Raw genomic sequence first — 22,016 nt, 5'->3', positions numbered from 1 at the left:
GAGTCATTGAGCTAATAACTAAAGCAGAGCTCTTAACTGATTGAGCGCATCGACAGAGAAGCCTTGGTCATAAAAGTAAATGACTTTACCTTGCGCATTGAGCAACACGACTCGAGTATTATTTGGATTTTCATTACCGGTAAAGGCTTGTACTTGGTCGCCATCTTTATAGATGGTGACCACACCTTTCCATAATGGTTTAGGTATGCCTGCACGCATGCCATTATTAATCAGAGGACTGAACATTCTAGGAAACAATCCCTGAATAGTCGGAACTTCATATACCGACACTTGAGTTTGAGTCATGTCTAAGCCAATCAACCAGCGATCAATATCAAACTGTGAATCTTGCTTGTAACCAATCAACAACAGCGACAATTTACCTTGTAAATCCTCAGGTAAAGCCATCGACTCGTTTTCAAGTGTTTGACCTGTTACCGATGGAAAATCTTGCCCTGTAATAGACTGATTGGGATAACTGGTGCTACAAGCACTCAGCAGTAAAACGGCAATAATCATTAAAAAACGCATCTGTAATCCTTGTTTATAAATATCCGATTCTTTTATACGCAGCCAAATGGCAAAAGGATTGCTTGTTGCCAAATTCAAATAATAATTCACAGCATTAAAAAGCTAATGTGATTACTGTACCCTCATTTTACCCAAAGCAAAATACCATAAGCATCTCATTAGCTAGCTATTCTCTAGCTGCCATTCCTCGATGGCTTCTTTAGCAGCCCGAAAAGCCTCAATACCAGACGGCATGCCGCAATAAACGGTTGAATGCAGCAATACTTCCTGAATTTCTTCAATAGAACATCCATTACGTAATGCCCCTCGAACATGGCCCTTTAATTCAGTTGGCGCCTTTAATGCTGCCAATGTTGCAATAGTGATTAGGCTGCGCGTTTGCTTAGAAATAACATCACGCACCCAGACTTCACCCCAACAATTTGCAGTGACTAACTCTTGCAATGGTTGAGTAAAATCAGTGACATTACTAAGCGCTTTATCGACATAAGCGTCCCCCATCACCTGGCGACGTACCTCAAGCCCTTTTTGGTATTGTTCATCATTCATCTGTGGCCCCTTCTATTTTCACTTTTGGTCAATTCATTAAAAATAATCCTGCCTATATACACGTTAAACTTAATCTTAAATAACACCACGCTTTTGTTGTAGCCAGTTGATAATTTGCCCAAGTAGATATCAGTTCAGTTTTTACCTTAGCAGGTAAGCGTAGCGGATATATTTTATGACTCTATCTATAAACTCAATCAAATTACTGGCTAAAACACTGCAGTTATAGGTATTATGTTACTGATTTAAAAGCATGATTCTACATCATGATTTTTATTAACTTAATGACTATCAAGGATATGGTATCGCCATGGAAAGAGGCACGTTAGTTCGTTGGAATACCGAAAAAGGCTTTGGTTTTATCAAGCCAGAAACCGGTGAAAATCAAGATGTCTTTATTCACATCTCAACCCTAAAGCACATGGCCAGAAAGCCTATTGTTGGCGATGAGATACTATTTCATCGCGAGAACCAACCCGATGGCAAAGTCAAAGCAGTAAAAGCCAGTATTGAAGGCGTGGCTGTTATGTCTAACACAACCCGTCCAGCTTCTCACACTGGTCAACATCATCGAAACAGCCCATCTCATCAAGACGAAAACTACCGTTCAAGCCCCGTACTTGGCCGCGTAATCATGCTTATTATCCTACTTGGGGTTGGTATTTTCGGTTATAAACAATATCAAAAAATGACCGCTACGCCAGTGCTGACCAATGAGAATGTTGAACAGATGGAGTGGACACCAACCGTATCAAAACCAAGCTCAATCAATCTACAACCACAGTTCAGATGCGAAGCCGGTAAAACACACTGCAGCCAAATGCGCTCATGTGCAGAAGCAACCTTTTACACCCGCAACTGTCCAGGAACTGAAATGGATGGTGATGGGGACGGAGTCCCATGTGAAAGGCAGTTCTGTAATTAAACATTAAGGAATAAGTCATAGAAAGCAGGTTTTGGCTAACCGCTTGCTTGGGCACTAGAGTGCTAAATCCTAGACCCTAGGTATGAGTCTTTAGATTCTAGGCTGAGGCATAAAGTTCCAGCTAGCCTTTATCTATTTGGCACAGGCGGCTATCGTTATTTTTTCGCCTGCTTTCGATACTGGCTTGGGGTCATATTTTTACAGCGTTTAAAGCTGTGACTAAAATTAGCCCCATCACTAAAACCAAGGCGTTCGGCTATTTCATCAAGTTGCATCGGCGTTAATAATAGCGCTTCGGCTATGCCAAAACGCACATCGTCACGCACTTGGCGCCAACTGGTTTGTTCTAGTGTGAGTTGACGATGTAAAGTGCGAGTCGTTCGAGCTAAATGCTGGGCGATATCTTCCATTGATGCTGTTAAGCCTAAGTGTACTAAGGTGTCTTTAACCAACTTAGCGATAGGTTTCCAGTTTTGCTTTTGTTGCAGTAGCTGGTTGCATTGCGCCTCACATAGTCTGGCGGTGGCTTCATTGGCTTTTAATAATGGCATATCTAATAGCGGTGCTAATCCAGTAAAACCGTTATAGCTGGCATTAAACTCAATCTCAGCACCCAGTCTTTGCTTTATATCCTCGAGTGACAAGCCTGCGGGCTGAGGCGACGTAAACTGCAATTTTATCGGTAAGCTGTTACTTTCAAATACTTCTCGTTGGATCATCGCAGCGCCCAACATGTCTCTGACTAACACCAGTTCACCTAACTCACCAGGAATGTCGCATGAGAACCTTAGAGATAAATCATCTTTAAGCTCAGTTAATGTTATCTGTGAAAAAACATAGGTTAAATCTAGATAACGTAAGCCTAATTCAATCGCCTTTCTCGCAGTGCTGCTCGCCAATAGAGCATAACCCATGATGCCATAACTGGTCAGGTGATAACGGCAACCTAACTCCATTCCGACCTTAAATGGGCATGAAGTATTGAGCATGAGGTTATTTAACACCTGTAATTCTTGTTTTTCTTCAACCAATTGCTCGTGATCGGTTAATTGGGCCTCCACCAAACCAGACCCTTGCAGCAACCGCTCTTGCTCAATGCCCAGCTCAATACCATAGGACACAATAATTTGCACACTGGTAATGCTGCGAAATGTCATAACTGAGGGCTGCTATGTCTTAAAATCACAAATATACGTCCCTTTAGCGCGTAGATCAATGAACAATAGTTTCCTATGCTGGATAGATAATACAATTTATTAACAACGTTTGAATGATCCGTTATCCAGAAAGAATGCTCAACGTAACAAGTAAAAATAGCGATGGCTAATAACAAAAGCTAACAACAAAAGCTAACAACAAAAGCTAATCACAACAACCAAGCTCGTTGATAAATAACCATAACAAGAATAGAGGGCATCATGACCCAAGTGAAACGAAATCCTACAGTGGTGATCATTGGTGCAGGTATGACGGGCATCTTAATGGACATTAAACTGCGCCAAGCTGGCATCACCGATATTGTAGTACTGGAGAAAAAAGACTGCGTGGGCGGAACGTGGCGAGAAAATACCTACCCTGGAGCTGCCTGTGATGTACCCGCTCACATGTATACCTATTCATTTGAACCTAATCCAAATTGGAGCCGCTTTTTTGCCCATGGACCAGAGATTAAACAATACTTTGAGCACGTAGCAGATAAATATGATGTTAAACGAGACATTCGCTTTAACGAAGCCGTTACCGATGCACAATATGCCAATGGCAAATGGACGGTAAAAACCAGCCAACAGCAAACCTACATCGCTGATTTTATTGTGTGCGCCACCGGCATTTTGCATCATCCACAATTTCCAGATATTCCCGGATTAAAAGATTTTAAAGGTACAACATTCCATACCGCCCAATGGAACCACAATGTCGACATATCCGCCTCAACCCGTGTTGGAGTTATCGGTACTGGGTCAACGGCCGCACAGGCCATACCCGAATTGATTAAAACCGGTGCTAAGGTGTCAGTTTTTCAGCGCACACCACAATGGCTAATGCATCTGCCTGATTTTACTTTTTCAAAAACCAACAGAAAGTTAATGGCTCGCTTTCCCATCATCACCAAAATTCATCGCAATATGGGCAAGTTTTTTCTAGAACATTTTTTTACCAAAGCAGTCACGGGACACTTTATCCAAAAGCATGCGTTAAATTTTTTGTGTAAAGCCAACTTACGATTAAGCATTAAAGACAAAACCTTACGCGAAAAGCTACGACCTCATTATCAAGTAGGCTGCAAACGGGTCATTATCAACACCACCTTTTATAAAGGCATTCAAAAATCCAATGCTGAGTTAATAACAGAAGGCATTGAGCACATAACTGAAACAGGCATTATCACTAAAGACGGTAAACATCACGACCTCGATGTATTGGTATTATCGACCGGTTTTAATGCATTTAATTTTATGCGCCCAATGAATCTCATTGGGCGCAACAATTTGCACATTGATAAAGCCTGGGCTCATAAAATCAAAGCCTATCGATCAATGTTACTCAGCGACTACCCTAACTTTTTTTTAATGCTCGGCCCCAACACACCTATTGGTAATTTTTCAGTTATCGCCATGAGCGAGGTTCAAACTGACTACGTTATTAAACTGATCGATAAATGGCGTGAGCATGAATTTGATGAGTTTGAAGCCAAGCAACAAGCCATTGACGACTTTAATGCCTACGTAAAGGAAGGGTTAAAAGACACTAGCTGGGTTGGAGGATGCCAAAGCTGGTATTTAGATGCCGATGGCGACCCAATTTTATGGCCCTACACCTGGCAACGATGGGTTGATGAAATGAAACAGCCGCAGATGGAACACCTTAATACCCGATCATTTTAGTTGGCTTATCCACCTTTCACCCTTACATATCCACCCGTATTGATTCACTCGTGCTGATTGACTCATACTAGAAACAACCAGGTTTATGATGAATAAAAACACTATATTTATTACCGGCGCAGCTTCCGGCATTGGCTTAGCGACGGCAAAACACTTTCACAAAAAGGGCTACTGGGTCGGTATGGCCGACATCAATTTGGCGCAATTAACACAAGCCACCGATATATGGGATAGAACTCGAATAAGGTTGTTTCAACTGGATGTCAGTGATTTTTCACAAGTACAACACGCTATGGCTAAATTTTGTGCTGAACATAATAACTGCCTGGCCATATTAGTTAATAATGCCGGCATATTGGAGATAGGCCCCTTTGAAGAAATCCCTATCGAACATCATCAGCGCACATTAAGTGTCAATGTCATTGGAGTAATGAACCTATGCCATGCTGCATGGCCATATCTACACAACAATGGCACAAGTACGATTATCAATATGTCATCAGCCAGCAGCGATTATGGTGTACCAGAATTAGCCAGCTATTCGGCCAGTAAGTTTGCCGTAAAAGCACTGACCGAGGCGCTGGAACTTGAGTGGAAAAAGTATGGCATCAGCGTATGCGATGTCATGCCGCCCTTTGTGGCAACCAATATGCTTAAGGCACAGAAAAACAGCGCCAAAGTCATGCAACGACTCGGCGTGAATATCACTGCTGAACACGTAGTCGCTGTGATTGATAAACAAGTGAAACACCCTAAAACCCATAGAACAGTCAGTGTTTTTTATGGCCTATTTCATAGATTAAGTAACGTATCACCGGCATTTATCAATCGCCTAGCGATGAAGTGGCTAAGTCGATAAAACATGTGGTTCTAATCAGTTAACAATAATAAAAGGCCATAAAAATGGATAACATTAATAAGCCAACACCATTGTCACAAGACACATCATCATCTGACAAACCGTCACTAAACGAACCACTGCAAGGCGAACCGCTACAAGGCAAACGTCTACAAGCGCCCAAGCTTGAAGCGAAACAATTAATGGTCGCCAAGTGGTTGTCATTAGCGCCGTTATACAAGTTACCAGTCACATTATTCAGATATGTATTTCTAGCGATGGACCGAGTACTTGGGCTGACTAAAATTGAAATGGATAAGGTGATTAATTTAACGGTTCCAGTGAGCGCTGGCGCTCCTTTTATGGGCACTATTCCTTTGAACGAACATAGCGCCAGCGATAGCAGCCATACCATCGCTAACAGAATAAACCTTCGCATCTACCATCCTAGCGCCACCAAGCCTCAAAAAACCTTAGTGTACTTTCACGGTGGCGGCGGCGTTATTGGCAGTATTAACACTCATGACCACTTTTGCCGCTATCTGGCGAAACATGGCAACATGAACATTATCTCAGTCGATTATCGACTGGCTCCAGAACATAAATTCCCCATCCCGATTTGTGATGCTATCGAAGCGTGGAACTATATCAATGCCAACCATCAACAACTTAATATTAATCCACAGCACGTAGGCGTGGGTGGTGACAGCGCAGGCGGATATCTAGCGTGTATCATCGGTTTACATTCACTGCAAACATCACTACCAGTACAGGCAAAAGTAACACCCGCATTTCAGTTTTTGATCTACCCAATGGTAGATTTACAAGGCTTAACCGAGTCTTATCGCCGTTTCAATAAACAGTTAATACTCACCCGCGATTTAATGGATTATTTCAGGTTAAAATATTTACACTCTCTCGACGAAGTCACTCTGCCATTAGTGAGTCCACTACAAGCAGCAGACATTAGCGAATCGCCAAAAAGCTACATCTTAACCCTTGGGTTCGATCCATTAAGGGACGATGGCATTGCATATGCCCAGCGCCTAAAAGCGGCAGGCATCAATACACAACATCAGCATTTTGATGATTGCATGCATGGCTTTATTTCAATCACAAAACTCAGCCCGCGCGCCAAACAAGCCACTCATAACATCGCAATGGCATTAAACAGCTTTAATGAATGATCGTTATAGGTAACTGACAGCAAAACCGACTCTAGAAATCGCCAACAGATGATAAAGTTTACTCAGACGCCATGTATTACAGGCTAACAAGCCAACTTATGCTAAAATGCGCCGATCAGCTTTATGAATGTGCAATTCTCATTTGTTTGACTGAGCGTAGTGAACCCTACCGTGATTAACTAATGAGGATACACCAATGAGTAAGTTAAATGCCGAAGAGCGTAAAGCTCGAGATAACGATCGTTTTTCAAAACGAGTGGATGAACGCAGAGTAAAAGGCGAAGATGTCGTTGCGTATGCACTTGCCAATGAAAAAGCGTTTAAGTTTCTGACCAAAGATGAGAAACACAGTCTTAAAGAAAGACAAGCGGCACTTGTAGAAGAAGTCAGTATTAAAAAACAGCAACAAGTTGAGCTTAAAAATCAGCAAGAATTAGACAAGGTTCAAGCTGAATTTACTGATACCGCTCAGTAAAACCCCATCAACAGCCATTGTTAATGATGATGGCTGACCACATTCAAATACCGATTTTTATACATTCTAGCCTATAAAAATCGGTATTTGAAAGCTGGTGAAGTTCCACAGGCATGCGACTAAATTGAATCCACTCACTCCAATTCGACTTTCGCAGTTTAATGGTCCATGTTTAAAAGTATTAGTCTGAACCACTTATTTATAGTCTAAAGATCAACGTTTCATTCCGGCTTATCAGCATTATCGCTTAAAAACCTTAGTAAATAGCAGCTAAAAACTTAACCACTAAATCTCACGTTTCGTACACACAAACAAGGCATTGCCAGACGCTAAATCCCAAGGGATGATTTTGTCGTAATCGTGTTCAAATATTTGAATATCGAAATACGGGCTTAACAATGCTTCAAGTTCAGTAAAACTAGTGGCGACCATCGCATGCGAATCTTGCCATAACTGCGTCGCATCAGACTGAGTTTTACCAATACTTAGATTGAGCGACTGCATCTCACCTTCACCGCTATAATGCCAACCCGATTCAAACACAAACTGACTATCTTCAAATTCGGCACTGTGTCTCACTAACGCCTTGTTATTGATTTTATGTTTATCAACGGTGTTAAAACAAAACAAGCCGCCGGTATTTAATGCCTTATGCACACTGGCAATACAGGCTTTAAGTGCCTCGATACCTGGAGAATAGTGAATGGAGTACAAAAAGCAGGTAATCAAATCGAGTTTTTCTTCTACATAAAACTCAGTCATATTTTGCAAACTAAACTGCGCTTCAGGGCAACGACGCATAGCAATATCGAGCATGGGTTGATTGATATCGAGGCCACTACTTTGAAAACCTAAATCGATAAAATGCCTAACATGAGGCCCAGTTCCACAGGCTAAATCTAAATGCTGTTTACCACTGTTACCCAAAAACTGATGCAAGCGCACTATGCTATTGCTTTGCTGCTGGTAATTAATGTCACAACACATTAAATCGTAATAAGCGGACAAATCGGTGTAAAGGGCATTGGTAGACATAAAAAGGGATCGGCGACATAGGCAAATTTAGGGTGGCGCATCATATATCAAATCGTACAATTGAGAAATAAGGAGTGAGAAATAAAGAGTGAGAAATAAGCAATCAGAAATGAAAATTCGCTAACAGCTATAATCTAGCAAGCCTTCACTCACTAAAATACTTAAAGAAGCCGCTACGCCGTTTAATAACAGGGCATTTAGGGTAATCATCAATGAATAAAAATCTTGTACTGAACAGTTTAGAAAATAGTTTATTGGGATCTCGCATGCCCCAAAAAAGTGTACTTACATACACTTTCCAGGGCGCAAAGCCGTCAACTAGCCATAAAGTGTAGCTTCATACACTATTGATTAGTTCAGCTATTAAAAAGCCTCAATACAATTAAATATCGAGGCTTTATAAAATAGTGTTGAAGCAACGCAGTTATTGCGGCTTTAAGTCAGATGAAACGTTTAAGCAGACCCACTGACTCTCTCCACTGACTCCCTCACTTAATCTCTCGCTAATCACAGATGGCGATCACGCTAAAATGACTAGCGTACCCACCGCATCAGCTCATTCGCATCTATCACCGCACGCTGTCTTTTAATTAGGCTTCCTGCTGAGTCAAAGAGTAATAGTTCAGTTACGCGTGCGTTATGCTTGGCGATAAACGCATCGCCCTCAGGCGTTGCTGTTCTAGCAAGCAGAAAGTACACGTTATCACCAAGATGAGACCGAGCTTCATTCATCTGCTCTGTTTGGGTGATACTTGAAACAAGGTTAGGATCATAGACAAATACTACCGCAGGTTTGCCCGTACCAATTTGTTCAAGATTAGACGTAAACCCCTTGGGCATCAGCATTAACAACAGCCCAAACAGCAATACTATGGATGCTATGACACTTATCGCAACCCAAGGCATTTTACGAGGCGCGTTGGTAGGTTTATCCATAATGACAGATCTCTCTTTTAAGTGTTGAAATACATACCCAAGCAAAACAGTATAATCAATAAACCTGAGGCTTAGATTAAAAACGTCTGGGATGAATAGACAATAGGTGATTTAGACGGCAATAACGTTTACTCTGCCCTCACTAAATATCTACCACTAAGAACATAATGCAATACACTGTGCATTATGCAAAGTGTACAGGCAACACATCATCACGTGTGCCAGTGCATGTCGGCGCAGTTAACGTTAATTTTGTTATTGTTTTAGAATGAGTGACTTGAGTTATTTTTACGTATTTTATCTGAAGGATTAATTTTTAATGGAAAAAGTGTTTGAAAGATTGATGTATGCATCACGCTGGATCATGGCGCCGATTTATTTGGGATTAAGCCTAATCTTATTCGCCTTAGGCATAAAGTTCTTTCAAGAGATCTTTCATATTATCCCCAATATTTTCTCGATAAAAGAAGTCGATTTGGTGCTAATCACCCTATCGTTAATCGACATCACTTTAGTCGGTGGTCTACTCATCATGGTGATGTTTTCAGGTTACGAAAACTTCGTCTCACAACTCGATGTGGGTGAAGGTAGTGAAAAACTCAACTGGCTTGGCAAGATGGACGCAGGCTCGCTAAAAAACAAAGTAGCAGCGTCTATTGTGGCGATTTCGTCTATTCACTTACTCAAAGTATTTATGAATGCCGAAAATATCGCTAACGACAAAATCATGTGGTATTTGCTCATCCACATCACCTTCGTGTTATCAGCCTTCGCCATGGGATATTTGGATAAAATCACCCGCAAGTAATAGCAGATTTACGTCCTAGAAATAGCATAGACAATATCGTGGGGCAGAAACCTTACTCTGCCTCACTGATTTAGAATGAAACCCCAAACGAAGTGCATAAAATAGCCAGTTGGGAGATCCAACAAGCTTAATAAAAATCATCAACCTATTTTAGGAGCAAATATTTACCTTACTCGGGCAAATACCTAACAAAGTCACCATCATCTAGAACATTTTGCAATACCGAGGGTGAGATTGGGATCAAACCTACGTTTAAACCAAAAGGCTTAAACACTTTATTCAAAACCACAACGCTTGGGTTGCTTCTATTATTTTCTATATCAGAAAGCTTTTTACGAGAAACGTTAACTAACTTTGCATATTTTTCTTGGTTCAAACCGAGCACCTGTATGCGTAACTGAATTAAGGCATCTCCTTGTGTAATGTTAGAAAATAGTAATTTAGTTATAACATTATTAATAACTGCCCTACGTAACTTAGCATCCTTAATAGCCGTTTTCGTAGACGAACGTTGCCTAGTTTGAGTTTTATCACTAGTTGTTACGTCGCTTGCAAATGACTTACCTCTAGGAGCTCCCTCCAATCTAGGGTGCGGGCCTCTCTGAACAACAACAGGTTTTCCAGCATCTCCAACAGTCATATGGACAACGCTGTTATCAACTCGATTCGTTATAATTTGGTCGCTTCTAGTCTGTATACGTTCCCCCTCGCTGTTAAATTTCATATTGCTATCAGAATTATGTTTTTTTAAGAAGTTAACTGTATTCGTTAAATTTTTCTTTTTCATAATAATTCCCATTGTTTCAATTTTTCATCTAGAAAATCAAACCCAAATGTTGGCATATTCACTATTTGATCAGGAACACCACGATCGATTAGCCTTTGCTTTAAACCGACTAGTTGATGTGCTGTTGTCCTTAGTTCATTTATCAATAGTTCTGGATCAATTAAATCACTTAAGGAGTAAGCAATCTCAATAAAATTAAATTTACCACCAAGTTCAAGATCTGGAGCAGCCCATTTCGTTGTTCTTGGTATACCATCTGGATCAGCTTTCATAGGCGCAAAGTCATAAATGGGGGTTAACCTTATACCCTTGTCATCTTTATAGAATGAAGTATTTCGTCCGTGGTTATCGCTATTACCAAACGCAATATTTAATAAGTCACGGCGAACCCATTCAATAATAAATGCCTCAACATCAAAATGCAGGTGCTTCTCTTTGACTGTATTACTCTGAGTGATCAGGTCAACCAACTCACGTATTGTCTCGCCATGATCTAGAATAGTAGCTGGCGGTTTTTTTAACATTGAGTACACAGATTCCATACCATAACGTTTGGTAGTCCCATCTACTTGAGTCTCTATATCGAACCTTGGCAACCAAAGTGAATGATAGTTTTCACCTTTTTCTAGTTTCATGTCTGCTACAGGTATAGTACTAAAACCCATAGCGGTTAACTCATGATAATAGTGGTATTCGGCAACTAGCACCGCATCATTAACTCCCCTTCTATTCCCTCTTGGGAATTTAACGAGGTAATACATATCATCAATATTTGTATTGTCTTGATAGGTATCTATCCACACGACATCGTTTTTGCTACGTCTTAGTAGCAGTTTTGGGGCTTCTCCACCTGCTCCAGTAGCTCCACCAGCAGCGGCCCCCCGAGTTTGTGCGTAACTCAAAAAGTCTGCACCTCTACTTGCTACGTCTGAAACTTCAAAGTATTGATTAGGAACTCTATTAACTGCTTCTATAGATTCTTTGATACGCAAATTTCCAATGGGAGAAATAGTGCCATATGCTAGCAACACGAACTTTTGTTGATTGGCTGACATCCCATCTGTATCTATTTGAGTCAGCCAGTACTTTCGGCTTGAGCCACTAGGGATGATGTCGTCAATGAACTTCAACCAACCTTGTTGTCCATTGTCATCAAAATAAAATTCAACAGGGTGATTTATAGATACTGCATGGTGATCATCCGCAGAAAGATTAGCAATTATATAGTCAAGTTCATAATCGACTTCGGTAGCGTCAAATGTGTAATCAGCATTATTCGGGAATGTAATCGTCGCAATATCCTTCCATGAGTTATCAATGAAAGCTTGTACAGTTAGTTCATTTAAATTTTCAAGATTAATATCTTCCATTGAATACTCTTTTTTATACTTAATGAATACTATTGTACTCAAAAACATGTAAACTCTCAATAAAAGTAACTTATAGTACTCAATAATTATTATCACCTTCAATTACTGAGTACTATAAGACTCATTTAGTTGTTTGTTCTTGTCGTTAATTTGGATAATTAGAAGATTGCTACGCTGATAGCTAATACGTCTTATAATACTCAAAAGCTATCGGGCCGGTTTATTATTGAGTTGTATAATACTCAGTAATGAGCCATAACACTACGTATTGAGCATTATATAACTCAATAATCGCATGTTTACATAACATCCTTTAAATGCTTGGCTGACTAAACTTAAATAAAACGCCAAACAACAAATTGAACGCTTATTTAAGAAAAATAAATTCGACCTACACTTATGAATACGAGATAAATATCAGTCTTATCGGTATTCGTCATTGGATATTTGGATAAAATTACCCGTAAATAACAATCCATCACAAAATAAAAAGCCCCGATACATAACAGCATCAGGGCTTTTTATTTACTATCGATTAGTACCACACTTTAGGATCAGCGTTATGATTCTGCGCGACATCAATACTAATCCCCAGACCATTAAGAATTTTAAACACTGTCGAGATATAAACATCATTACCTTTTTCGACACGAATTAACGTCTTTTTGGTCACGCCACACAGCATCGCCGCCACATCTTGAGTCAATGCCGCATTGTTTCTGGTTTCTTTAATGAGTAAGCCCAAGGATTGTTGATTGAGTGCAGATGCCATAACGTTAGTCCAAAGTGTCTAGGTTGTTAAATGAGTTAAAGTGTAAGTTGTTACACTATACGATTATTTCGTGATTTGCTGATTAAATGTAATCACTACAGACTGTGAAATTGACCCGAAGATTGATAGAAATCAATATCGCTAACGACAAAATCATGTGGTATTTGCTCATCCACATCACCTTCGTGTTATCGGCCTTCGCCATGGGATATTTGGATATTTAGGCAGAAATTTTGATCTGACCCTACTTGTTACAGCATACAGGCTCGCCATGACCTATTTGTTTCATTAGAAGTCGTCGACACGCAGCGCTTTTGATTTAAATCAGAGTCATCCGCGGCTCTTGATTTCAAATACAGTCGAACACCCCGTCGATGGGTCGGACGGTCATCTCGCAAACATTCATGCCTCACCTTCTCAGCATCAGCGTAACCTGCTGACTTTAGAGCTTACCTCCAAGATTTAACAATGCGTGGCACTGTTAAATTCGTTACTGAAATAGCCTTGAAACACTATCTAATAATTGTGGCGCACCAAAATAAGTCATTATAAAAAAACCATAGCTTCTAACAGTTTTTGTAAGGCTATAGAGTTCTTTGATTACTATTTTTAGCTGCCGTAAATGTGCTGCCCAACGCTCACCCCAATCGGGAGTTTTATTAATTTGCTTTCGTAATGTCATTATATTCGCCCATCTATGGGTTAACATACAACCTGATAAAAATCAGGAGCGAAAGCAGTATTTGTAAATAAAGCACGGCTTTACCCACTGTCACGGACAAGTTGATTAAACAAATTCTGCAAAAGTGTAGCGAGGTACGACCTCAAAAGAGTTTACAGGCACGGCCTGTAGCTAAAGCACGGCTTTAGACTTGAAAGGGGCGAAGTACGACTTCTTTTTGTGATTATACTCGGGCTAATTTTTTATGCAACTTGTGGGCAATTACCAGCCAAAACTATGGATAAAGTAGGCTGACTCCATACTTATCGCGCATACCTCAGTTTCAAATCATTAATCGATTTTCCGGCATTTTCTTTCTTCATAGATAAGCCTTCATAACGAGAGCTCATTTCAAAATTGCTCATTTTCGGTGTGAAAACTCGAGCATTTTTCGGTGTTTTATCTGCTGTTGAATTTGCCATTATACCCTCCGCAATAAGCCTATATTATAACCTAGTCTAGCCTACTCTTCTATATAGCATAGCCCAGTCTTTATCCATGAGATAAACGCCCTTCCCCAGAACAACAAAAAAGCCTCGATACCGTTAGGTATCGAGGCTTTCTCTTTTCTTTTACAAGAAGTTTGGCTTTAAGCTTTTAGGCTTGAAACAACACTTGATCTAACGCAGGAAAAATCAGCTTAGAGCAAGGCTTTTTGTCACGAAGCGTAGTGTTTTTCTACGTGAGTGGCAAAGTAACGCCGCTATAACTGATTTTAACCAGTTAGATTACATCATGCCGCCCATTCCGCCCATACCACCCATTCCGCCCATATCTGGTGCAGAATCTTGTGGTACATCAGCAATCATCGCTTCTGTTGTGATCATAAGACCAGCAATAGATGCGGCGAACTGTAGCGCACTACGAGTCACTTTAGTTGGGTCTAGGATACCCATCTCTAACATGTCACCGTAAGTGTCGTTACCGGCGTTGTAACCGAAGTTACCGGTGCCGTTTTTAACAGTGTTAGCCACAACTGAGGCTTCTTGACCTGCGTTAGTAGCGATTTGACGAAGTGGCGCTTCCATAGCGCGTAGGGCAATAACCACACCGTGCTTTTGATCTTCGTTTAACACGTCAATGTCTTTGATCATGCTTGCTACGCGAACAAGGGCAACACCACCACCGGCGACCACACCTTCTTCAACCGCTGCGCGAGTTGCATGCAATGCATCTTCTACGCGCGCTTTTTTCTCTTTCATTTCAACTTCTGTTGCTGCGCCAACTTTGATTACTGCAACACCGCCAGCTAACTTAGCCATACGCTCTTGAAGCTTTTCTTTGTCGTAGTCTGAAGTTGAATCTTCAACTTGTTGTTTGATTTGCGAAACACGTGCAGAAATTTGCACTTGGTCGCCACTACCATCGATGATTGTAGTGTTATCTTTAGTGATGATTACGCGCTTAGCTGTACCTAAATCTTCTAGAGTGGCTTTTTCAAGTTCTAGACCGATTTCTTCAGCGATAACAGTACCGCCAGTTAGGATAGCAACGTCTTGAAGCATTGCTTTACGACGGTCGCCAAAACCAGGAGCTTTAACAGCAGCAACTTTAACGATGCCACGCATGTTGTTCACAACGAGTGTCGCTAAAGCTTCGCCTTCAACGTCTTCTGCAACGATAAGCAATGGCTTACCTGTTTTAGCTAGACCTTCAAGGATTGGCAACAATTCACGGATATTAGAAACTTTTTTGTCTACTAATAAAATGAATGGGCTGTCTAATTCAATGCTGCCAGTTTCTGGCTTGTTGATGAAGTATGGTGATAAGTAACCACGGTCAAACTGCATACCTTCAACAACGTCTAATTCGTTTTCAAGCGCTTGGCCTTCTTCAACGGTGATAACGCCTTCTTTACCGACTTTTTCCATTGCTGTTGCAATGATGTCGCCGATTGACTCGTCAGAGTTAGCAGAAATTGTACCTACTTGAGCAATCGCTTTAGTGTCTGAACATTCTTGAGAAAGCAATTTAAGTTCAGCAACGGCTGCAATAACCGCTTTGTCGATACCGCGCTTAAGGTCCATTGGGTTCATACCCGCTGCAACTGCTTTTAGGCCTTCAACAACAATAGCTTGTGCTAATACTGTTGCAGTAGTGGTACCGTCACCGGCAGCATCATTGGCTTTAGAAGCAACTTCTTTAACCATTTGTGCGCCCATGTTTTCGAACTTGTCTGTTAGTTCGATTTCTTTAGCAACTGACACACCATCTTTGGTGATCATTGGCGAACCAAAGCTTTTATCTAAAACAACGTTACGACCTTTAGGGCCTAAGGTTACTTTAACTGCGTTGGCTAGGATGTTAACGCCTGCAAGCATTTTTACGCGTGCGTCGTTACCAAATAAGACTTCTTTTGCTGCCATTTTTTGATGTTCCTTTAAATTTAATGATTAATTGGAAAGTCGATTGATGCGTGAGGCTTAGCCTACGACTGCCATCAGGTCAGCTTCTGACAGGATTAACACTTCTTCACCGTCAATTTTTTCTTTCTTCACGCCGTAACCTTCATTGAAGATCACTACGTCGCCCACTTTAACGTCAAGTGGTGTAACTGTGCCATTTTCTGAGATACGACCGTTGCCTACTGCAAGGATTTTACCGCGAGTTGATTTTTCTGCTGCGCTGCCTGTAAGCACGATACCGCCTGCAGATTTAGATTCAACTTCTAAGCGTTTAACGATAACGCGGTCATGTAATGGACGAATATTCATCTATGAACTCTCCTAATGATTTGATGCCCAAAAAGCGAGGCTATTGACTAACAAATAAGGGTTTCCCCCTTGATGCATGTGATATGGGGGTGACTGGTCACAGATCCAAGGGGAATTTTAAAAATAATTGCACTTTTTTTACGTCTGTTTTATTAAAGCAATGCTAATCCTGATAGAATTCGGCTCCTTTGAAACACCAAACGTTTGAGAATAGATGAAAGACAGACACGGGTTGCTCAGCGCACCTATTGGTCGTGTACTGCTTAACATGACTTTGCCTAACCTGATTGGGATTATGACCATTCTAGGTGGCAGTCTGGTGGACATTTTTTTTATTAGCCAGTTGGGTACAGATGCACTGGCAGCAGTGAGCTTTACGTTTCCGGTAACCTTAGTGATTACGAGCATCGGCATTGGCATTGGCGCGGGTGTGTCTACCAATCTTGGTCGTTTGATTGGATCTGGGCATGCGCCCGAATCCAGAGTGTTTTTATTTGATGCCTTGTGCATGACACTGCTTATTATTTGGGGCTTGTCGATACTCGGCTGTGTGTTTATTGAACCTATTTTTAGTTTGCTTGGTGCTAACGGTGCCAGCTTGCCATTAATTAATGACTACATGTGGTACTGGTATTTAGGTGCGCCTGCCTTGGTGCTATTAATGGTGGGTAATCAAGCATTACGTGCCACAGGTGACACTCACTCACCGGCTAAAATTATGATGCTGGCCGCCATTATAAACCTGGTTCTCGACCCGTTACTTATCTTCGGCATTGGCCCTTTTCCGCGTTTAGAAATTCAAGGCGCTGCTATTGCGACCACACTCTCTTGGGTAGTGGCAATGTCATTTGCTGGCCACTTGATTATTGTCAAACGTAAACTGGTTCAGTTTGCTGAGTTTGATGTGGGTCGATTAATTTTACATTGGAAAGTCTTATCCCATATCGCCCGCCCAGCGGCGTTAATGAATGTAATAAATCCTATTGCCAACGGCATTATAATGGCCATGTTGGCACGGATTGATCATGCGGGTGTGGCTGCCTTTGGCGCCGGAATTAGGCTTGAGTCGGTATTATTGATTGTGGTGATGGCGCTGTCGTCGAGTTTAATGCCGTTTATTGCCCAAAACCTAGGTGCCAGCCAACCTGAACGCGCCAAAAAAGCCTTATTGATGTCGTTGCGATTTGCTTTTGTATTTCAAACAATCTTGTTTATTCCGCTGTATTTTTATGCCGAACCTATCGCAAGATTGTTTACTCACGACCCACTGGTTATTGAGTGGTTGAGTTTTTATATTATGGTGTTGCCTGCCTCTTATGGGCCACTTGCCATTGTTATTATGGTTGCGACTAGCTTAAATGCTTACCATAGGCCGTTGAGTTCACTGGTGATTAACTTGTGCCGCTTAATGTTATTAATGTTACCGCTGGCGGCGCTAGGCTCGTATGTTGGCGGAGTGAAAGGGATTTTATTGGCGTTACCCATTGCGAATACATTGATGGGGATAGCTTGTTATTACCTGGCTACTCAAATTAGTGAGCCAAAAGAGATTAAGCACACGGTGCCTTGTTCAGATAACTCATTAGCCACTGACGGCGAGCAAGACGACACTAATAAACCAACCTCTCGCCTGGGCGAATATTAAACTGTGTTAATAATGGCAGCCACACTTGCTTTTTAATCTGTGTCAGTGGATTAATAACACTATATTACTTGCAATAAATCTTGGTTTAACATGAAAAAATCCATTTACGCCGCCATGCTCTCTGGCATTGTTTGCCCTGGCAGTGGCCAGATTTGGTTGGGTAAAAAGCTACTCGGCTGGGGATTTATCAGTGTCAGTATGGTGTGTATTTTGGTGATAATGGATCAAATTATTAGCCGTGCACAAGTGATTGCGGAGCAAATTTTAGCAGGCAATATCGGCAACGATTTAACTTCTATTTATGCTGCGGTATCCAACGTTGCCATCGACAGTAGCTCAACCATGCCGATACTCACTTGGATATTTTTAGCCAACTGGGGATTAAGTATCATCAGTGCATTTTGGTTTGGTGCTCAGCAAGATAAGCAACTCCAGCGGCAAGCCGATTCCGAGACAGGCGCAAAAACAAAAACAGCCAAGTAATGCATCTGCACTAGTCGGCTGTTTACGTTATATTTGATCAAGTGCTAAGCGCGGCGCTTAACAAAACACGCTCTACACATCACGGCAAATCACAGATCAAACTTGGTTTGTTAAATAAGCTGGTATTACCATAATGTGTATTAAGATGGTGTCATAAATGGTGCGTATTAAGACGGCTTGTCGTCATCTTTGGGCTTAATAGGCTCTACATCTATAATATCGTCGCGATTGTCGTCATGGCGCTTATCTTTAATGTCATCATCACGATCATTGTTAATGTCATCATCAAGATCAACTACTTCAATTTGATGGCTACGTGGACGATCATTTTTATGTTCAAAATCACCGTCGAAAGTGTTGCCCTGTTGATCAAATGGCTTTTGCCCTGCAAATGGACCGGACTGTCCAAAAGGACTTTGTCCGCCACCAAAGCCAGGGGGAATACCACCATTAGCCACAACACGAAGTTGCATACGTTTATATAAAAACGCCGCGATAGGAGCACGGGTAAATGGGGTTAATAAAATTAAGCCAATAAAGTCGGTGACAAAACCAGGAATAAGTAATAACACCCCAGCGGCAGCCAACATCATACCTTCAACAATTTCTTGCCCCGGTGCCTCACCTCGGGCTAATTTTTGTTGCACACTCATTAAAGTACTAAGGCCTTGGCTGCGTACTAATGACACTCCAACAACCGCGGTAAATAACACTAACGCGACCGTGGTCCATGAACCAATTGAGCTGGCAACTTCAATGAGTACATTGAGTTCAATAACCGGTATTAAAACAAATATTAACAATAAAATAAAAAACATATTGGCCTCTAAGGATCGCTTTTTGATAGAGTGACGACTTATAAGATAACAGAGTGGCGACCTGTAAAAAAACTGTTGCCGATGAAACTTAAATGGGGGTGAACGGGTCTCTTTTCAAGACGCGTCACGAATATCACCTCAGTTTAATGAAAATGCGTTTAAAAAAGCGTACTGTGATGACCTTGTGCATGATAACAGCATTAGCTTAAGTAAACTTTAAGACAACTTATGTATAAACCTGAACTGCTATTGATATTAACCACTTGCCCAGATGCTGACATTGCAGCCAGTATTGCGACTGCATTAGTAGAGGCAAAGTTAGCGGCATGTGTACAAATAGGCCAAGCCGTTGAGTCAATTTATTATTGGGACAATAGCATTTGTCAGTCACACGAAGTGCCAATACAGATAAAATGCATGGCAATTGATTACCATGCAATTGAACAGCTCGTGATCACAATGCATCCTTATGAAGTACCAGAATTCATTGCCACTCCAATTACCGGTGGTTTTGGCCCTTATTTACAATGGATAAAAGACAACTCACCATCATGAAAAAACTCGTCGCCATATGCCTGACATCATTGTTAATGATGTCATCAATGATACTCGCGCCAGCAGCACACAGCGCTAATGTATTGAGTAATAAATTCAGCTTTTTAAGCAGCGAACCTGAGTTAATGAAGGTTAACGATGCTTTTGTGTTTGATTACCAACAACAAGGTAATCAGCTCAAAATCAATTTTGTCATTGCAGAGGGCTATTATTTATATCGCGACAAGCTGCAGTTTTCGGTCGACGGTGCGGTGATTGGTGATATTGAATTACCTCATGGTAAAAACCATCATGACGAATACTTTGGCGACCAAGAGGTGTTTTACTCGTTTGTTGAAATCCCTATTGCGTTTAAAGAAGCGCAAGCCGATGCGGTATTTCATGTCACCTTTATGGGTTGTGCAGAAGGTACCTTGTGTTATCCGCCAACCAAGCACGATGTAACGTTAGCAGCGATTGAAGCAAATGACGGCACGTTAAGCAGTAAAAAAGTGATTGGCGCACCTGATGATGCGCAAGCATCAACAACGGCAACCGATGCACCAGCGGCACCGATTACTCAGCAAGACACGTTAAACCAAATGCTCCAAAACGATAGCCTATTATGGACTTTAGTTATTTTCTTTGGTTTAGGTATTGGCTTAGCATTAACACCGTGTGTGTTTCCGATGTACCCTATTTTGTCGGGCATTATTGTTGGTCAAGGCAAGAAGCTCTCTACCGCTAAAGCCTTCACCCTATCAATGGCCTACGTGCAAGGCATGGCCATTACCTATTCATTATTAGGATTAGTGGTTGCCTCTGCCGGACTTAAGTTTCAAGCGGCATTACAACACCCTGCTATTTTGATTTTCTTGGCGGTGATGTTTGTGCTGCTGAGCTTATCGATGTTTGGCATGTACGATTTAAAGCTGCCATCGAAGTGGCAAGAAAAAATGAACTCGATGTCGAACAATCAAAAAGGTGGCAACCTTATTGGTGTGTTTATGATGGGGGTGATTTCAGGTTTAGTCGCTTCGCCTTGTACCACGGCGCCGTTATCTGGCGTGCTGATTTACGTGGCGCAGTCTGGCGACTTACTGCAAGGCTTTTTAGCGCTGTATGTACTCAGCATGGGTATGGGTTTACCGTTATTAGTGATTGGGACTTCGGGTGGCAAAATTTTACCGCGCGCAGGAGCGTGGATGGACATTATTAAAACCATCTTTGGCTTCTTACTGATTTCAGTTTCTATTGTAATGATTGGTCGTATTTGGCCTGGTTTAGTGTCCGATTTACTTTGGTCAGTATGGGCAATAAGCTTAATCGCTTACTTAATGCATCAAAACAGGTTGTCAGAATTTAACTGGAAACAAAGCACTCGTGGGGTGTTGTTATTACTGGCTTTGATGGCAAGTTTCTCATATGGTTTCCAAGCATTAATGAGCAGCTTTGGTCATCAATCCTCAAATATGACCCAAACCAGTATTGATGGCAAAACCAACACCGAAGCCAATCACTTTATCCGTATTAAGTCGCTGGAAGACTTAGAAGTTGAATTGGATAAAGCCAGTATTAGCGGTAAAACGGTGATGTTAGATTTATACGCCGACTGGTGTGTGGCGTGTAAAGAATTTGAAGCCATTACCTTTAAAAATGCCGACGTGGAAACGCGTATGAACCAAATGGTGTTATTGCAAGCTGACGTGACTGCCAGCGATGACATTGATATCACCCTTTTAGAGCATTATGGCGTGTTAGGTTTACCGACATTGTTAATGTTTAATAGCGACGGTGAGCAGCGTGAAGACTTGCGGGTTACCGGCTTTATGGGACCAAAAGACTTTGCTGCTCATTTAGATATACTGTTAGCAAAGTAACGTAAACCAAGGCATTAGCGGCCTGATATAGTCCGCTAATGCCGTCCGCGTATTGCAGTAATCTGATTACGTACTCTCATGCACTACTCTATTCAAATAGCGATATTTTTAGGCTCTCCCCCA

The 22,016-nt window shown here is 41.4% G+C and carries 23 protein-coding genes and 1 pseudogene; 11 read left to right on the top strand and 13 right to left on the bottom strand.

All coding sequences use genetic code 11. From position 1 onward, the window contains the following. Positions 1-18: 18 nt before the first annotated feature. Together AAEY94_RS04660 and AAEY94_RS04655 are read right to left on the bottom strand one after the other, a co-directional pair. Positions 19-531 (bottom strand): hypothetical protein, encoded by a 513-nt coding sequence (locus tag AAEY94_RS04660; RefSeq protein ID WP_101085030.1) that lies wholly within the window; start codon positions 529-531, stop codon positions 19-21. Positions 532-693: 162 nt separating this feature from the next. Further along, the gene (locus AAEY94_RS04655) at positions 694-1,080 is read right to left on the bottom strand and encodes a carboxymuconolactone decarboxylase family protein (RefSeq protein ID WP_350977604.1); all 387 of its coding nucleotides are present in this window, start codon (positions 1,078-1,080) and stop codon (positions 694-696) included. A 310-nt stretch (positions 1,081-1,390) separates the two neighbouring features. Between AAEY94_RS04655 and AAEY94_RS04650 the strand changes: the two genes are divergently transcribed. Continuing rightward, positions 1,391-2,005, top strand: a complete 615-nt coding sequence (locus AAEY94_RS04650; protein ID WP_101085028.1) for an excalibur calcium-binding domain-containing protein — start codon at positions 1,391-1,393, stop codon at positions 2,003-2,005. 155 nt (positions 2,006-2,160) lie between these two features. On the opposite strand, the gene AAEY94_RS04645 is transcribed toward AAEY94_RS04650, so the two are convergent. Continuing rightward, complete coding sequence (locus AAEY94_RS04645; protein WP_335692239.1) at positions 2,161-3,162, bottom strand: AraC family transcriptional regulator; 1,002 nt, start codon at positions 3,160-3,162, stop codon at positions 2,161-2,163. Positions 3,163-3,423: 261 nt separating this feature from the next. On the opposite strand from AAEY94_RS04645, the gene AAEY94_RS04640 reads away from it, so the two are divergent. The 4 genes from AAEY94_RS04640 to AAEY94_RS04625 all read left to right on the top strand — a co-directional run bounded on the left by AAEY94_RS04640 (position 3,424) and on the right by AAEY94_RS04625 (position 7,390). After that, positions 3,424-4,890 (top strand): flavin-containing monooxygenase, encoded by a 1,467-nt coding sequence (locus AAEY94_RS04640; RefSeq protein ID WP_335692238.1) that lies wholly within the window; start codon positions 3,424-3,426, stop codon positions 4,888-4,890. Positions 4,891-4,975: 85 nt separating this feature from the next. Beyond that, on the top strand, positions 4,976-5,749 hold the full coding sequence (locus AAEY94_RS04635; protein ID WP_335692237.1) for an SDR family oxidoreductase: 774 nt from the start codon (positions 4,976-4,978) through the stop codon (positions 5,747-5,749). A 44-nt stretch (positions 5,750-5,793) separates the two neighbouring features. Next, on the top strand, positions 5,794-6,915 hold the full coding sequence (locus AAEY94_RS04630) for an alpha/beta hydrolase (RefSeq protein ID WP_335692236.1): 1,122 nt from the start codon (positions 5,794-5,796) through the stop codon (positions 6,913-6,915). A 196-nt stretch (positions 6,916-7,111) separates the two neighbouring features. After that, the gene (locus AAEY94_RS04625; RefSeq protein WP_011639067.1) at positions 7,112-7,390 is read left to right on the top strand and encodes a hypothetical protein; all 279 of its coding nucleotides are present in this window, start codon (positions 7,112-7,114) and stop codon (positions 7,388-7,390) included. Between the two features lie 285 nt (positions 7,391-7,675). On the opposite strand, the gene AAEY94_RS04620 is transcribed toward AAEY94_RS04625, so the two are convergent. Together AAEY94_RS04620 and AAEY94_RS04615 are read right to left on the bottom strand one after the other, a co-directional pair. Beyond that, the gene (locus AAEY94_RS04620) at positions 7,676-8,425 is read right to left on the bottom strand and encodes a class I SAM-dependent DNA methyltransferase (protein ID WP_350977596.1); all 750 of its coding nucleotides are present in this window, start codon (positions 8,423-8,425) and stop codon (positions 7,676-7,678) included. Positions 8,426-8,959: 534 nt separating this feature from the next. Beyond that, positions 8,960-9,361 (bottom strand): hypothetical protein, encoded by a 402-nt coding sequence (locus AAEY94_RS04615; protein ID WP_350977593.1) that lies wholly within the window; start codon positions 9,359-9,361, stop codon positions 8,960-8,962. Between the two features lie 319 nt (positions 9,362-9,680). On the opposite strand from AAEY94_RS04615, the gene AAEY94_RS04610 reads away from it, so the two are divergent. Then, the gene (locus AAEY94_RS04610) at positions 9,681-10,169 is read left to right on the top strand and encodes a TIGR00645 family protein (RefSeq protein WP_162024000.1); all 489 of its coding nucleotides are present in this window, start codon (positions 9,681-9,683) and stop codon (positions 10,167-10,169) included. Between the two features lie 169 nt (positions 10,170-10,338). Here AAEY94_RS04610 and AAEY94_RS04605 read toward each other — a convergent pair whose 3' ends face one another. The 3 genes from AAEY94_RS04605 to AAEY94_RS04595 form a co-directional block, all read right to left on the bottom strand. After that, positions 10,339-10,956, bottom strand: a complete 618-nt coding sequence (locus AAEY94_RS04605; RefSeq protein WP_350977590.1) for a helix-turn-helix transcriptional regulator — start codon at positions 10,954-10,956, stop codon at positions 10,339-10,341. Continuing rightward, positions 10,953-12,326: a type II toxin-antitoxin system HipA family toxin gene (locus AAEY94_RS04600; protein ID WP_101085017.1), complete on the bottom strand. Its 1,374-nt coding sequence runs from the start codon at positions 12,324-12,326 to the stop codon at positions 10,953-10,955. The genes AAEY94_RS04605 and AAEY94_RS04600 overlap by 4 nt, the downstream gene beginning before the upstream one ends. A gap of 535 nt (positions 12,327-12,861) precedes the next feature. Then, entirely contained in the window at positions 12,862-13,098 is a 237-nt protein-coding gene (locus AAEY94_RS04595; protein ID WP_162024003.1) for a helix-turn-helix domain-containing protein, read from the bottom strand. A 134-nt stretch (positions 13,099-13,232) separates the two neighbouring features. Between AAEY94_RS04595 and AAEY94_RS20875 the strand changes: the two are divergent. Continuing rightward, positions 13,233-13,322, top strand: a pseudogene (locus AAEY94_RS20875) (TIGR00645 family protein); the annotation flags it as partial. A 266-nt stretch (positions 13,323-13,588) separates the two neighbouring features. Here the strand turns inward: AAEY94_RS20875 and AAEY94_RS04590 are convergent. From AAEY94_RS04590 to AAEY94_RS04575, 4 genes are all read right to left on the bottom strand, one after another. Then, positions 13,589-13,780, bottom strand: a complete 192-nt coding sequence (locus tag AAEY94_RS04590) for a hypothetical protein (RefSeq protein ID WP_350977586.1) — start codon at positions 13,778-13,780, stop codon at positions 13,589-13,591. A 302-nt stretch (positions 13,781-14,082) separates the two neighbouring features. Continuing rightward, positions 14,083-14,241 carry a hypothetical protein gene (locus AAEY94_RS04585; protein WP_350977583.1) on the bottom strand — a complete coding sequence of 53 codons (159 nt, stop codon included), beginning with the start codon at positions 14,239-14,241 and terminating at the stop codon, positions 14,083-14,085. Positions 14,242-14,547: 306 nt separating this feature from the next. Continuing rightward, entirely contained in the window at positions 14,548-16,185 is a 1,638-nt protein-coding gene (gene groL / locus AAEY94_RS04580) for a chaperonin GroEL (protein WP_101085014.1), read from the bottom strand. Positions 16,186-16,242: 57 nt separating this feature from the next. After that, positions 16,243-16,533: a co-chaperone GroES gene (locus tag AAEY94_RS04575; RefSeq protein WP_011639076.1), complete on the bottom strand. Its 291-nt coding sequence runs from the start codon at positions 16,531-16,533 to the stop codon at positions 16,243-16,245. Between the two features lie 214 nt (positions 16,534-16,747). On the opposite strand from AAEY94_RS04575, the gene AAEY94_RS04570 reads away from it, so the two are divergent. Then, the gene (locus AAEY94_RS04570) at positions 16,748-18,178 is read left to right on the top strand and encodes an MATE family efflux transporter (RefSeq protein ID WP_182743804.1); all 1,431 of its coding nucleotides are present in this window, start codon (positions 16,748-16,750) and stop codon (positions 18,176-18,178) included. A gap of 90 nt (positions 18,179-18,268) precedes the next feature. Next, the gene (locus AAEY94_RS04565; RefSeq protein WP_162024015.1) at positions 18,269-18,661 is read left to right on the top strand and encodes a hypothetical protein; all 393 of its coding nucleotides are present in this window, start codon (positions 18,269-18,271) and stop codon (positions 18,659-18,661) included. A 167-nt stretch (positions 18,662-18,828) separates the two neighbouring features. On the opposite strand, the gene AAEY94_RS04560 is transcribed toward AAEY94_RS04565, so the two are convergent. Further along, positions 18,829-19,479: an FxsA family protein gene (locus AAEY94_RS04560; RefSeq protein WP_162024016.1), complete on the bottom strand. Its 651-nt coding sequence runs from the start codon at positions 19,477-19,479 to the stop codon at positions 18,829-18,831. A 228-nt stretch (positions 19,480-19,707) separates the two neighbouring features. Between AAEY94_RS04560 and cutA the strand changes: the two genes are divergently transcribed. Both cutA and AAEY94_RS04550 read left to right on the top strand, forming a co-directional pair. Further along, positions 19,708-20,034 (top strand): divalent-cation tolerance protein CutA, encoded by a 327-nt coding sequence (cutA, locus tag AAEY94_RS04555; protein ID WP_101085010.1) that lies wholly within the window; start codon positions 19,708-19,710, stop codon positions 20,032-20,034. Beyond that, positions 20,031-21,893 (top strand): protein-disulfide reductase DsbD, encoded by a 1,863-nt coding sequence (locus AAEY94_RS04550; protein WP_162024416.1) that lies wholly within the window; start codon positions 20,031-20,033, stop codon positions 21,891-21,893. Before cutA ends, AAEY94_RS04550 begins: the two co-directional genes overlap by 4 nt. The last annotated feature ends 123 nt before the right edge of the window (positions 21,894-22,016 follow it).

This window comes from Shewanella sp. AC34-MNA-CIBAN-0136, assembly GCF_040309945.1.
GTDB lineage: Bacteria > Pseudomonadota > Gammaproteobacteria > Enterobacterales > Shewanellaceae > Shewanella.
The sequence above is the reverse complement of the archived record's forward strand: the minus strand, read 5'-3'. Positions and strand labels throughout refer to the sequence as shown.